This is a genomic window from Desulfobacter curvatus DSM 3379 (assembly GCF_000373985.1).
GTDB classification, from domain to species: domain Bacteria; phylum Desulfobacterota; class Desulfobacteria; order Desulfobacterales; family Desulfobacteraceae; genus Desulfobacter; species Desulfobacter curvatus.
Genome location: NZ_KB893101.1, coordinates 96,278 through 108,795, shown reverse-complemented (window position 1 = coordinate 108,795; position 12,518 = coordinate 96,278). Strand labels below are relative to the sequence as shown.

The following is a 12,518-nucleotide window of genomic DNA, read 5'->3' as shown; positions in this document are numbered from 1 at the left end:
CGAAAATGTCTTTACCGTCTCGCGAATCTGTTCAAGTTCTGCGTTTTTAATCTGCCGACCACACTGGCTTATCACAGCGTTTTCTCCTCAAATGTAACGTTTCGATTGGTGGGTGAACTCACACACATCCACGTTACATTATCAAAAGACCTGCAGAGTGTCTATTATAATTTTGCGACAAAATAATTTTAGATGTCGCTCCGCCCCCCTGATATCATTGATAATAAATTTTGATGCGTCAGCGCTGTTCCATACTGGTGCATTACGTCAGGTGGGCAGCAGTTTAAAGACGGACTCTTTGAAATCATCGTCACTAAACGGTTTGTGAAGGATTCTATTGATGCCGGTTTTTTTCAAAAGGGACGCGTTGACATTCACCTCTCCTTCTTGTTCTCCTATAAAATCGCTTTGGGTGGTGATCATCAGAATCGGCAGATCTGTCCGGGTGAATTTGCGCCTTATTTCCATAGTAAGTTCCAAACCACTGATGTTGGGCATGTTCAAATCCGTAATGACGAGGTTTGTTTTCCCGGACAGTATCCGTTTCACCGCTTCTTCCGGGCGGTGATAGATTTCACAGGTAAGTCCTAGAACAGACAACTTGTTCTGGTAGAGTTTGAGCATCATTTTTGAATCATCCACCACAACAATTTTCATTGAAGACGACGTTTCTGCCTTATTCTTTCCGGTGATTTTGGCTGCAATTTCTTTGGCAAACTTAATTTGGCCAATAGCAGCCATATTTTTTAAGAAGGCTTTGCGGGTAGCAGGAGATGCCTTTTCGGCAATATGTGTACCTGCAAGTTCCCTGAAGGATTCTTCACCCATTAGAAAATTGAAAATATTGGTTGCATCCGTATCTATGAGTGCACTTACTGTTGACACTGCTTCGGGGGATTTGTCCCGAACAATATTTTTCAGTCCGGCCACTAATGGTTTTGACAGGTTTTTATCAATGGCCCGGGCAGCACTCATGCGCACGGATTCTTCCGGATCCTGGAGACCCTGGACCAGACAGATGGCTGTGCGGGGCGAAGGGATACGTTCCATGGCTTCGTAGGCGGCCTGGCGGATGTTGGCATCCTTGGGTTGGGTATTGATAATGTCAATGATGGCGGGAATGGCAGCCTGATCCTCTATGTACCCAAGGGTGGTGATCAGGTGCACCATATAGTCGGCTTCTGCATTCTGGAATGCCTTGGTCAGAAGCGGTGTGGCCTTTTTGCCCATGTTGATAAGTTCATCAATGGCCGTGTCCCTGATAATGGTCACAGGAGACGATAAAAGAAGGGTTATTTTTTCCAGATCGTAAAGATCCTGCTTCTCTGTCAGGGCCTGGACAACCAGTTTGTTTATGATTTCATTTTCGCATAAAAAGCTTATCAGGGTATCTGCTGCCTGGGGATTGGACAATGCACCAATAGCGAAAATAGCCGCTTTGATGATGTCGGGGTCTGGATGCGTAGTAAACGAAGAAAAAATTTCAATATGTTCGGGTTTGCGGAATACTGCCAGGGAATTCATGGCCGGGATAACTAGTTCCGGGTCTGTTTCGCTCTGCACAACCTGGATCAGAACCGGGATGGTGTCTTCGAGAAACAGATCGCCGGCTGCCCGAATAAACTGAATCCGGGTTTTTTTTTCGTTGTTGGCAATATATTCTGTTACCAGATTGGTATTACCGTATGCTTTGTCCAGAATTAATTCATACAGGCTCTCCTGGACCTCAGTGTTGGAAATTTCTATTTTGGTGAGGTATTCAAGCAGCGGAAAAACCACGTTTTCAGGGCCTTTTGCCAATTCTGCAAGAGCCATTTTCTGCACCTTGACATCAACGTTGGCGTCCGATGCAAATTGAAGCAGGGCTTTGGCTTTAACCGTATCTTTTTCGTTGAGACAGAAGATTAGTTCATTGATAAAATCTTGTGCGTTAATACCACCCATAACTTTACTCCGCTAACTTTTAAACTGGTAAAATACCGAGTTTAAATACCTGAAAGATGCAAAAAGGTCCGTATCATTTACCAGGGATTCTGTGGAACCGATCAAAAGGTACCCGTCAGGTTCCATGACCTTTGAAATATTTGAATAAATTTTTCGGCGGTCCTCTGTGGTAAAATAGATCATTACATTCCGGCAGAGGACAATATCATATTTTCCAATACCGATGAACGGTTTCATCAGGTTCATTTTTTTAAATTGAACCATGGCGCGAAGCTCGTCTTTAACCTTATATTTATCTTCCCTGGGCTCAAAGAATCTGTTGAGCCGGGCAGGCTCAAGTCCGCGGGCTACTTCAAATTTGTTGTAAACGCCGTAACTGGCCTTGGCAATGGCTGCATCAGAGATATCCGTACCAAACAGTTTGATGTTGTATTTGTTAAGTGTTACGCCCATTTCGATCATGGTCATGGCAAGACTGTATATTTCCTGTCCCGTAGAATTGGCCGCGCTCCATATTTTTATGCTGGGTTTGCCGAAACTTTTTTTCGAACGTTTATCAATCAGGTCCGGCAGTATTTTATGCTGGAGAAGTTTAAACGGCGATTTGTCCCTGAAAAAATAGGTTTCATTGGTGGAAATGGCATCAATAATTTCGCCTTCCAGCTTTTTGTCAAAACCGAGTTTAGATTTTTTCATCAACTCCGAAAATGAATTGCACTGGTGTTTGGAAAGCAGCGGATTGAGTCTGGTTTCCAGAAGGTATTCTTTCCCCACATCCAGAGCAATCCCTGATATATCCAGGATATACTTGGCAAATGCTTTAAATTCTTCGGGCGTTACTTTAATTTTGCTCATGAGTATCGTGTCGGTACCGGCTAAGTTTCTAGTTAAATGGTCTTTACGATTTCATCTGCGATTTTTTCCAATGGTGCGATGACATCGACTATCCCGGATTCAGTAGGTTCTTTGGGCATGCCGTAAACGGTGCATGTTTTTTCATCCTGGGCAATAATGAAACTACCGTTGTTTTTCATCTGAACGAGCCCTTTTGATCCGTCAGAGCCCATACCGGTCATGATGACGCCCGTGGCTCTTCCAACATAGTGCTGAGCAATGGAGCGAAACAGATAATCTACCGAGGGTTTGCACGAATTTTCCGGTGGATCATCCGTAATTTTTATTTTTCGGGTCAAACCGTCTGCACCTGCAACAATTTTCATCTGTTTCCCCCCGGGCGCAATGAATACTTTTCCTGGTTCAATAGTCTCTCCATCCCTGGCCTCTTTAACTTCAACGGCTGATTTTTTATTCAGACTATTGGCAAGGGATGCCGTAAATACAGGCGGCATATGCTGTACAATGAGAACCGGTACCTTGAGATCCTTGGGGAGCATGGGTATCATTTTGGTCAACGCATTTGGACCTCCGGTAGATATACCGATACCTATAATTTCGGATTTGGACCTAATACCGGCTGGCCTGGACTGTGCCGGTCTTACGGCCGCTTTTGATTCCGCAGCTCTTGCCGTAACCTGCACTGCAGATTTGGGCCTGACCGGCGGATCAATTATTCCGAATTTATGGCGTTTAACATGCTTTACAATCGGCTCAAGGGTTGTTTTGACTTTGAGCATGTTTTCTGCCATCTTGCCCTCTTCAGGCTTTGGCAGAACGTCAAAAGCCCCAAGTTCCATCGCCCGCAGGGTCAACTCCCCTCCCTGGCGGGTCAAAGTAGAGACCATGATCACCAAAGGCGGGTTGTCCATATGCTGAAGTTCCTGAAGGAGTTCAATGCCGTTCATTTCCGGCATTTCAATATCCAGGGTCATCAGGTCCGGTTTAAGGGTTTTAATTTTAGAAAGGGCAATTTTTCCGTTGTTGGCAGTACCTACCACCTCAATGCCCGGCATCTGCTTGAGTGCGTCTCCAACAATTTTTCGATAAACAATTGTATCATCAACAACAAGGGCTTTGATGGTGTTCATTATTCTTTGAGCACCTCATCAATATCAAGAATGCCGATCAACTGATTTTTTGTCTTTAAAACACCCTGGAAATATTTACCTTTGACGCCGCCAATATTTGAAGGTGCAGACTCTATATTTTCTTTCTGGGTGATGACTACATCGGAAATGGCATCCACCAGAAGACCGATATGCTCATCTTCAGAATTGACAATGATGTTGCGGTTGTCTTTGCTTGGGGCCACCGGGGACAGACCTAATTTTTTGCCCAGGTCAATGATGGTCACAATTCTGCCCCGAAGATTCAATATGCCTTTGACATATTCAGCTGACTGGGGCACCTGTGTAATTTCAAAATGCTTATTGATTTCTTGAATATTTAATATGTCAATTCCACAAACTGCGCCACCAACATAGAATGTGGAAAATTCTATGTCATTGGATGTGGTTTCTTTAGACTCTTTTTTCATGTATCTCTCCTTAACGGGTATCTGCTTTGTGGATGTTTTACAAATTCACATATTGTCTGATAACAGCCATAAGTCTTTCCCTGTCAAGTTTTATCTCATATTCGTCAATACCCACGGATCTTCCTTTTTCAATATGCGCTTCACTGGCAAGCGATGTCAGAGCAATAACCCCAAGATGTGAATATTTGGGGTCACTTTTAATCCGTTTGGTGAATTCAAATCCGTCCATATTGGGCATTTCCAGGTCCGTTACTACCAAGTCAATCTCTTCAGCACGATCTTTTAGCAGTTCCCAAGCGATCAGTCCGTCTTCCGCTTCAATGACCTTGAAGCCGTCCTCTATCATGAACTGTTTGACCTGGTTTCTGAAAAAGGCTGAATCTTCGGCAAACAGGATGATTTTTTCACCGTCCTCAGCCATGGTTGCTGCGGCCTTGGCCTCGGCTTCAAACCAGTCCGGGTTCAACGTTTTAACCAGCTCAAAAATATCCACCAGTAACGTGGTGTGGTTGTTTATAATCATGGAGCCGCTGACGGCAGGTTGCTTCAGGGTCGAGTCGTCAATGTTGAGCACAACTTCCTGGGCATCCACCGGCGGAGTAACCATAAGCCCTAATTCCCGGTCTTTAACTTTGAAAACAATAACTTCCTGCTGCTCCCTTTCCGGCAGCTGTTCGACGTTTGCCACCTGGGACAGTTCATACAGGGGCAGGGAACCGCCTCTGTACTGAACAACCTTGCGATCGCCAACCTGTTCAATGTCAGATGTTTTGATACGTTCAATTCGTTCCACAATGTTTAACGGCGCAGCAAAATATTCTTTTTCATTATTTTTGAAGGTCAGTAATGCAACCTTATCCGCTCTGGCCGCCTCTTCTTCCTCTGCGGCCTTGGCCGCATTCTGGCTGGCTTCGGCAACGGCGGAAAGTTCGGCCATTTGGGCAAGATTTGAAATATCGAGGATTAAAGCAACTTTACCGTCACCCATAATCGTGGCCCCGGCATAAGCAGTGCATTTTTTTAAATGTCTGCCCACTGGTTTCACAACAATTTCCTCGGAATCATGTAGCTGGTCTACAACAAGGCCATATTTGAATGCCCCGGCAGATACAACCGCGATATTGATCGCAGATGCGGCATGATAACGGCGGTCGCTTTCCGCTCTTTTAATTTCCTTTTCAGTTTTATTTTCAGAATCAGAACCCTCTTCGGGCAGGAGAACCTTTGACCTGCGGTCAGAAAGGCTGGTTCTGCGGTCTTCGTGTTCTTCTCCGGTTTCAGGATCAACGAAAGTGCGGTGTATGCCGAGCATGTCCGCCAGGTTCAAAAGGGGAAGAAGCTCTCCTCTGAGCCGGACGACATCAGCATCTCCGACTTTCTCAATTTTTTCTTTGATCTGGCTTGCCGGAATCCTAAGCAGTTCGTTGAGGTTGACTTGGGGAACTGCATATCGCTCGTTGCCGACGGAGGTGATCTGGCTGGGAATAATCGCCAGAGTTAAAGGCAGCTTGATCTGAATATCCGTTCCCTGTCCGGGTGTTGAATCAAGTTCTATGATTCCGCCTAAAGCTTCAATGTTTGTGACCACCACATCCATGCCCACGCCCCGGCCGGATACATCCGTAACTTCCTTAGCAGTTGAAAATCCCGGTAGAAAAATCAGTTCTGTTTTTTGTTTGTCCGACATTTCCTCAACCCTTGATTCGGAGATCAGGCCCTTTTCAATGGCAGATGAGGCTATTTTGGCAGGATCTAATCCCCGGCCGTCATCGGAAATTACAATGTTCACCTGACCTGCATCGTGGAATGCCTTTAAGATAATTTTCCCCGTCCCATCTTTGCCCATCTGCTCCCTTTCCATGGGCGTTTCAATACCGTGGTCAACGGAGTTTCTTACAAGGTGGGTCAACGGGTCGTTGATGGATTCCAGGATGGTTTTATCCAGCTCAACATCTTTGCCTTCGATTTCCAGATCTATGGATTTTCCCAATTGGTGGGACAGATCTCGAACCACCCGGGTATATTTGTTCAGGATATTGGCAATGGGCTGCATCCGTGTGCGCATGATCGCCTCCTGTAGTTCTGATGTGATCATGTCAATTCGTTGGCTGGACAGCTCTGTCGCCTTTACGTTAGACGAATTGACCCCTTGGAGAAGTTGGTTTCTGCTAAGTACAAGTTCTCCGGCAAGGTTCATCAATGTGTCAAGGAGCCCGACATTTACACGCAAAGAATTCTGGGGTTTTCCTCCAATGCCCAACTCTTTTTCCTGGGATTTGGCCACAGGTGCCTCCTGGACCGCCGGGTTGTTCTGCTGTTTTGCAACTGCCGGTGCCGGTGTGGCGACAGCAGCGGGCTGGGCCACCACCTCAGGCTGGGGCGCTGCCTTTACTGTTTCAATTGCTTGGGGCAGAGGCGGCGGGATTTCTCCGGTGCTGTCTTTTGCGAAGTTGATCATATCGTCTGTAATGATATGGATGCGCCGATTTGAGATGCCAAATAGTGTCTCGGCCATATCATGCTCAATAATAGAGGCGAATAGTATCTGGAAGGGAATTGTTTCGGGCATGCCGGCGTCACTGAGTGTGCCGACGCCGGCGATATCAATCCTGGCCTCGATGATCGTACCGGTTTTAGACAGATTGTTTAAAAGCTCCATGGGGTTTTTAGATTGCTGTTGAATATCGCTGATCAGATCATATTCAACGAGGAACAGATTTTTGCCTTCCGTTTTGCAGGTTTCAATCCCCTTGAGCGACACCTGCTGGAAGTTTCTGCCGTCCTGGAGTACAATATCTGCAAACGTTTCAGGAAGGCCCACTTCCAGGACTTCTTGTTGTTCTGCGTTTTGGGCGGGCTCCGGTGTCGATGCGCTGGTTATATTTTCCAAGGCCTGGATATGGGCGGAAACATCGACATCATTGCTGGTTTGAATGTTGTTCAACAGATTTTCAAGTTCGTCAAACCCTTTGAGCAATATGCTGATTTTTTCAGAGTCAGGGATCAGTTCTCTGTTTCTGATCATTCCTAGTACATTCTCAAGATTATGTGCAAGATTTTTAATGGTTGTCAATCCCATAAATCCCGCACCGCCTTTGACGGAATGGGCCGCTCTGAAAACGTTGTTTACCAGATCAAGATCAATGTTTGCGCCACCCTCTTCAATCGTCAATAAATCACTTTCAATATCTGCCAAGTGATCCAGCGATTCTTCGATATACATTTGTAGGGTTTCGTCGTCTTCAAACATATTAAAAACTCCTGAAAGAATGTCATAGAAATGATTTAAAGTCGTGATACAAAGATAATCTACAGAAGATATAATGTAAAGTCAAATTAAAGATGTCGCCGGGTTTTTATATAAAAGCTTGAATAACTTATTGAATTACTTTCATGTTTTGTTGTGGGGTGAGCCTGGGTGTTGATAGGCCAGGTCGGCCATGTCCGTTATTTATTATTATATTTTGCGAACAATATCGTTCTGACAGATGTCCAGGGGTATGCCGATCATCAGGCTTGTATTGGGTTTCGCATTCTCCACGGGTTCGCCTTTCTCATTGGTCAGCGACAATACCTTGGTTTGCCGTGCAGGGCCCTGGGGGCTGAGGATTTCTATTTCATCACCAGGTATCAGCTTGTTTCTGATATCAATTAAATATAAATGGTTTCCACGGTTTTCAATGATTTTGCCTATAAAACTATGAATTTTGCCTTTGTGCATGTTGCCGGGATTCAAGGTGTTTTTTGATTCGCCATCCGGATGGCCAAAATAGAACCCGGTGCAGTAGGCCCGGTGATATATCCGGTATAGTTCTGAATGCCATTCAGGGAGGACGGAATAAGAATCCGGTTCTGCGATATATGCGTCAATGGCATTACGATATGTTTTAACCACAGAACTCAGATAATTTATTCCTTTCATCCTGCCTTCTATTTTAAGAGAGGAAATTCCGGCATGGATTAATTCGGGGATGTGGTCTATGAGGCACATATCCTTGGAGTTAAAGATATATGTGCCGCGGCTGTCTTCCTGGACAGGATAATATTCATTGGGCCGAAGCTCTTCCATAACGGCGTAATTCCAGCGGCAGGGATGGCTGCACAGTCCTCTGTTGCTGTCCCGGCCACTTAAAAAACTGCTCAAAAGGCACCTGCCGGAGTAGGACATGCACATGGCGCCGTGAACAAAGGTCTCTGTCTGGATTTTGGCGCGCGATGTAATGGTTTTTATCTCTTCAATGGATAATTCCCTTGCCAGATTTATCCGTTTAACGCCCTGCTGTTCCCAGAAACGAACGGCATTGAAATTCGTGGTGTTAGCCTGGGTGCTTAAGTGGATATCAATATGGGGGATAATTTCTTTGGCTTTTAGAATAATGCCTGGGTCTGAAATGATAATGGCATGGGGGGAGATATTCCCTATCCTTTCCAGAAAGGTTTGGATGCTGTCCTGCTCATGGTTGCGGGAGTAAATGTTGCAGGTAAGATATACTTTGACCTGGTGCTTTTCGGCAAATTTTATCGCATCTTCAAGTTCGCCGTCCGTAAAATTGCCTGAAAAATTTCTCAGACTGAAATCCTTGCCGCCCAGATACACCGCATCGGCCCCGTAATGGACTGCAATTTCAAGTTTTTCAAAGTTGCCGGCCGGTGCAAGCAATTCAGGTTTTTTTAAAACGTTTGGCATTATATCCCAGTTGCGGCAAAGATGCCAACACAGCCAAGGTCCGTTAAGATTAAGGTCCGTTAAAATAATGGTGCCCCCGGCAGGAATCGAACCTGCGCTCAAGGATTAGGAATCCTATGCTCTATCCACTGAGCTACGGGGGCACGTGTCTATCAATTCGGGCTATAAGTATCATAAATTGGCCTTTTAGACAATACTCAAGCTTCCAAATCAATGGGACATCTGGATATATTCCAAAATTATTATGAAAGCAAGTGATAAATTGATCCGGAGACGACAATAACAATGCCTCCCTGAATTGACTGTAGCCGCAGGCATGGATGCGCTTTACCATTCCTTTGAAGGGTATGTATCAAGCGCGGCGTCTCACTTGGCGGAAATGGCGGCTCTCTCCTTACTCCACAAGCAGGTTTTGGCCGGGATAAATTTTGCTTCTTTTACTCAAGTGATTTAACGACAGTAGACGGTCAAGACTCATATTGTGTCTTCTTGCAATGCCCACAGGACTGTCTCCGGATTTTACTTTGTATTTTGAGAATTTTTCACTGTTCCCTTTATCGCCGGAGACAATTGTCAAGCGCTGACCAATGCTTAGCCTGGTTCCTGATAATTTGTTGAGCGCTTTAATTCGCTTAGTGGTCGTAGAAAATTTTTTGGCAATCAGCCATAGGTTGTCGCCTCTGCGCACAGTATAAGTTATTTCTTTCGATTTGTTGTAGGCGCTTGAGGCTGTGGCTGTCTTTGCGCTGGCCTTGCCTGATCCTGGAATTTTCAATACCTTGCCAATAGCAATGCAGCTTTTTTTTGAAATTTTATTGCACCTGGCAATGGCATTTACGGAGGTTCTAAATTTACCGGCTATGCCTGATAAGGTATCTCCCTTTCGCACGCGGTAATAAGTATACTGGGGGGGCTGGCGGTAAGTTGTTTTAATGGCATCTATTCTGGCCATAAACTGCGCTGCATGATCCACCGGGACCTTAATTGTATAGGCTTCAGGAGGCAGAACTTCATGACGCAGCTCCGGATTAAGCGAAACGAGCGTGTCTGTATCTACATTGATTGCTTTTGCAATTTCACTTAAACGGACCTGTTTTTTTACGTCAAAGGGTTTATATTCAAGCGGCTCCAGGGGCTTGTCTATAACAATATTATATTTTTCCAGGTTTTTGACAATATGAACCGTGGCCAGAAATCTTGGTACATACCTCGCTGTTTCCCTGGGGAGGTTCTGATATAGATCCCAGAAATTATCCAGGTAATTGAGTTTTTGTCTGCGAATTGTTTTGAGTACACGGTATTCACCACAATTGTAAGCTGCTATGGCAGTGGTCCAGTCCCCGAACAGATTGTGCAGTTCCTTGAGATAATCAATGGCGGCCCGGGTGGCTTTTTCAGGATCCATGCGTTCATCTATATAATGATTGCGGCTTAACCCAAATTTATTGCCGGTTGACGGTATGAACTGCCACAGGCCAAGCGCCCTTGCAGGAGATAACGCCCTAGCATTAAATCCGCTTTCAATTAGAGGAAGCCAGGAAATCTCTTCGGGTAATCCGGATTTTTTAAGCTCCTGAACAATAAACGGACGGTAACGGCAGGAGCGGTTAAGTGACCGGGTAAAAAATTTACGTTCGGGGCCGGTCAAGCGTTTAATTTCAGCATTAACATGATCGTTCAAAGTGATTGGGATGGCGTCATGATGACCGGTTACAACAATCTGGCGGGAGGCATAAATTTCGAGAATACGTTTGGAAATAAGATAACGAATATCCTCTTTTTGTTGATCCACCTCGGAATTGTCAGCCGTATCAATTTCGAGCATCAGGGCATAGGCTTCATCAAGGCTTGATAACGCGTCTTCAAGGTTACCTTCTTCCCAGTAGCTTTGTGCCACACCGCAAAGTTCAAGGGCTTGGTCTATTTTTCCTTGATCAGAACCCGGGTTTTTGTCCCGGTTTTTTGTTTCGGGCTGAAGAATACATTGGCCCTGGGGATCAGGCGCCTTAATCGTCTGATCTGTTAATGGTCTATTGGCCGACAAATGGGATTGCCGGCAGCCGGTAATCAGAAATAAGGCAAAAATAAATGCGGCCAGTTTGCGAGTATCCACGTTGTCTCCTTACCACTAACTGTTCTCTAATTAAGAAAGAAAGTCTATATAACTAAACACAGATCTTTCAGCTTTAGTTGTTGAGCCACGGTGAAAAACCAGGTCAGTCCGCGGCTGCTACTATATGAAAATTTTAAAAAATTAATTTGCTAAATTACTAAATAATTATCATGGTTAGTTGTGAATAGAACCTTATGTATCGATAGACCAAGTCAGCGTATAGCTGTTATTGGAACATTTAGTCTGTGTAATGAAGATCGCGTGGAATGTCAATGAAAAAATATCGTGGAACGGTTGTTTTTATTGAGGTTCAATAATGTTTTTATAAATTTTAGAGACAGTTGTATCGCGCAAAAGTTATAATTTTCCATTTTTTAAGTGCTTGTTTTTTTATGTCGGAAAAAAAATATGTTTTTTATGAAAAAGTGCTTGCCATATCAAAAATGTTCTGCTATCTTTACCCGGTCTTTTTGCTACGGAAGTTGTGTAGCTTAAAGTAAGCCGATATAGCTCAGTTGGTAGAGCATCTCACTTGTAATGAGAATGTCCTCCGTTCGATTCGGGGTATCGGCTCCAGAATAGCTTAGGTGGGGTTCCCGAGTGGTCAAAGGGATCAGACTGTAAATCTGACGGCTCAGCCTTCGGAGGTTCAAATCCTCCCCCCACCACCAAAGCAAGTGTAGGAGATCTGCATATTGGATTGTTGGGACTACATGGTCGGTTTGGTTGATTGACTTAATTTGGTCTTATCATAAGCGGGAGTAGCTCAGTTGGTAGAGCTTCAGCCTTCCAAGCTGAATGTCGCGAGTTCGAGCCTCGTCTCCCGCTCCATTCGTAGTCTCCTGTATGCTGGCTTAGATTGTATAGTGCTTCAAGCCCATGTAGCTCAGTCGGTAGAGCGCTTCCTTGGTAAGGAAGAGGTTCACCAGTTCGATTCTGGTCATGGGCTCCAAGTTGTGCTATAAAGATTTAAGCCGGTATTAATGAGAAGTCATTTGTCGGTATAAATAGCTGGCGATGTAAGCAATATTAAAAATAAACGTCAAGGGGTTAAAAGTGGACAGAGTGCTCATTGCTCTTGCCTGTACTGAATGCAAGAGAAAAAATTATACAACGACCAAAAATAAACGCAAAACTCCGGACAAGATTGAATTTAAAAAATATTGCAAATTCTGTAATAAACATCTCGTCCACAAAGAAACAAAAATAAAATAGTTTACCATGCAGGTCAGTAGCTCCAATTGGCAGAGCTCCGGACTCCAAATCCGGCTGTTGGGGGTTCGACTCCCTCCTGACCTGCCACTTTTTTATAGCCTCCTGGCCGATATTTAATGTCGGCC

At 44.7% G+C, this 12,518-nt stretch carries 8 protein-coding genes and 6 tRNA genes; 6 read left to right on the top strand and 8 right to left on the bottom strand.

All coding sequences use genetic code 11. The features are described from left to right. Positions 1–267: 267 nt before the first annotated feature. The 8 genes from B147_RS0122845 to B147_RS0122810 form a co-directional block, all read right to left on the bottom strand. Positions 268–1,944: a HEAT repeat domain-containing protein gene (locus B147_RS0122845; RefSeq protein ID WP_020589528.1), complete on the bottom strand. Its 1,677-nt coding sequence runs from the start codon at positions 1,942–1,944 to the stop codon at positions 268–270. Between the two features lie 12 nt (positions 1,945–1,956). Continuing rightward, on the bottom strand, positions 1,957–2,799 hold the full coding sequence (locus tag B147_RS0122840; RefSeq protein ID WP_020589527.1) for a CheR family methyltransferase: 843 nt from the start codon (positions 2,797–2,799) through the stop codon (positions 1,957–1,959). A 32-nt stretch (positions 2,800–2,831) separates the two neighbouring features. Next, positions 2,832–3,929 carry a protein-glutamate methylesterase/protein-glutamine glutaminase gene (locus tag B147_RS0122835; RefSeq protein WP_020589526.1) on the bottom strand — a complete coding sequence of 366 codons (1,098 nt, stop codon included), beginning with the start codon at positions 3,927–3,929 and terminating at the stop codon, positions 2,832–2,834. Then, positions 3,929–4,378: a chemotaxis protein CheW gene (locus B147_RS0122830; protein ID WP_020589525.1), complete on the bottom strand. Its 450-nt coding sequence runs from the start codon at positions 4,376–4,378 to the stop codon at positions 3,929–3,931. Before B147_RS0122830 ends, B147_RS0122835 begins: the two co-directional genes overlap by 1 nt. A 37-nt stretch (positions 4,379–4,415) precedes the next feature. Beyond that, on the bottom strand, positions 4,416–7,628 hold the full coding sequence (locus B147_RS0122825) for a hybrid sensor histidine kinase/response regulator (protein ID WP_020589524.1): 3,213 nt from the start codon (positions 7,626–7,628) through the stop codon (positions 4,416–4,418). Between the two features lie 207 nt (positions 7,629–7,835). After that, positions 7,836–9,065, bottom strand: coding sequence for a peptidase U32 family protein (locus tag B147_RS0122820; protein ID WP_020589523.1), 1,230 nt, complete (start codon positions 9,063–9,065; stop codon positions 7,836–7,838). Between the two features lie 68 nt (positions 9,066–9,133). Then, positions 9,134–9,208: transfer RNA gene (locus B147_RS0122815), tRNA-Arg, on the bottom strand. Positions 9,209–9,459: 251 nt separating this feature from the next. Beyond that, positions 9,460–11,178, bottom strand: a complete 1,719-nt coding sequence (locus tag B147_RS0122810) for a lytic transglycosylase (protein ID WP_020589522.1) — start codon at positions 11,176–11,178, stop codon at positions 9,460–9,462. A gap of 500 nt (positions 11,179–11,678) precedes the next feature. Here B147_RS0122810 and B147_RS0122805 point away from each other — a divergent pair. The 6 genes from B147_RS0122805 to B147_RS0122780 all read left to right on the top strand — a co-directional run bounded on the left by B147_RS0122805 (position 11,679) and on the right by B147_RS0122780 (position 12,480). Beyond that, positions 11,679–11,754, top strand: a tRNA-Thr gene (locus tag B147_RS0122805). 10 nt (positions 11,755–11,764) lie between these two features. Continuing rightward, positions 11,765–11,849, top strand: a tRNA-Tyr gene (locus B147_RS0122800). An 84-nt stretch (positions 11,850–11,933) separates the two neighbouring features. Then, positions 11,934–12,009 (top strand) — tRNA-Gly (locus B147_RS0122795). Positions 12,010–12,053: 44 nt separating this feature from the next. Further along, positions 12,054–12,130: transfer RNA gene (locus B147_RS0122790), tRNA-Thr, on the top strand. Positions 12,131–12,234: 104 nt separating this feature from the next. After that, positions 12,235–12,393: a 50S ribosomal protein L33 gene (gene rpmG, locus B147_RS0122785; protein WP_020589521.1), complete on the top strand. Its 159-nt coding sequence runs from the start codon at positions 12,235–12,237 to the stop codon at positions 12,391–12,393. A 10-nt stretch (positions 12,394–12,403) separates the two neighbouring features. After that, positions 12,404–12,480: transfer RNA gene (locus B147_RS0122780), tRNA-Trp, on the top strand. The last annotated feature ends 38 nt before the right edge of the window (positions 12,481–12,518 follow it).

Coding starts and splice junctions, on each gene's coding strand:
- B147_RS0122830 (WP_020589525.1), bottom strand. CDS start 4,378: ATGAAAAAAGAGTCTAAAGAAACCACATCCAATGACATAGAATTTTCC.
- B147_RS0122825 (WP_020589524.1), bottom strand. CDS start 7,628: ATGTTTGAAGACGACGAAACCCTACAAATGTATATCGAAGAATCGCTG.
- B147_RS0122840 (WP_020589527.1), bottom strand. CDS start 2,799: ATGAGCAAAATTAAAGTAACGCCCGAAGAATTTAAAGCATTTGCCAAG.
- B147_RS0122835 (WP_020589526.1), bottom strand. CDS start 3,929: ATGAACACCATCAAAGCCCTTGTTGTTGATGATACAATTGTTTATCGA.
- B147_RS0122845 (WP_020589528.1), bottom strand. CDS start 1,944: ATGGGTGGTATTAACGCACAAGATTTTATCAATGAACTAATCTTCTGT.
- B147_RS0122820 (WP_020589523.1), bottom strand. CDS start 9,065: ATGCCAAACGTTTTAAAAAAACCTGAATTGCTTGCACCGGCCGGCAAC.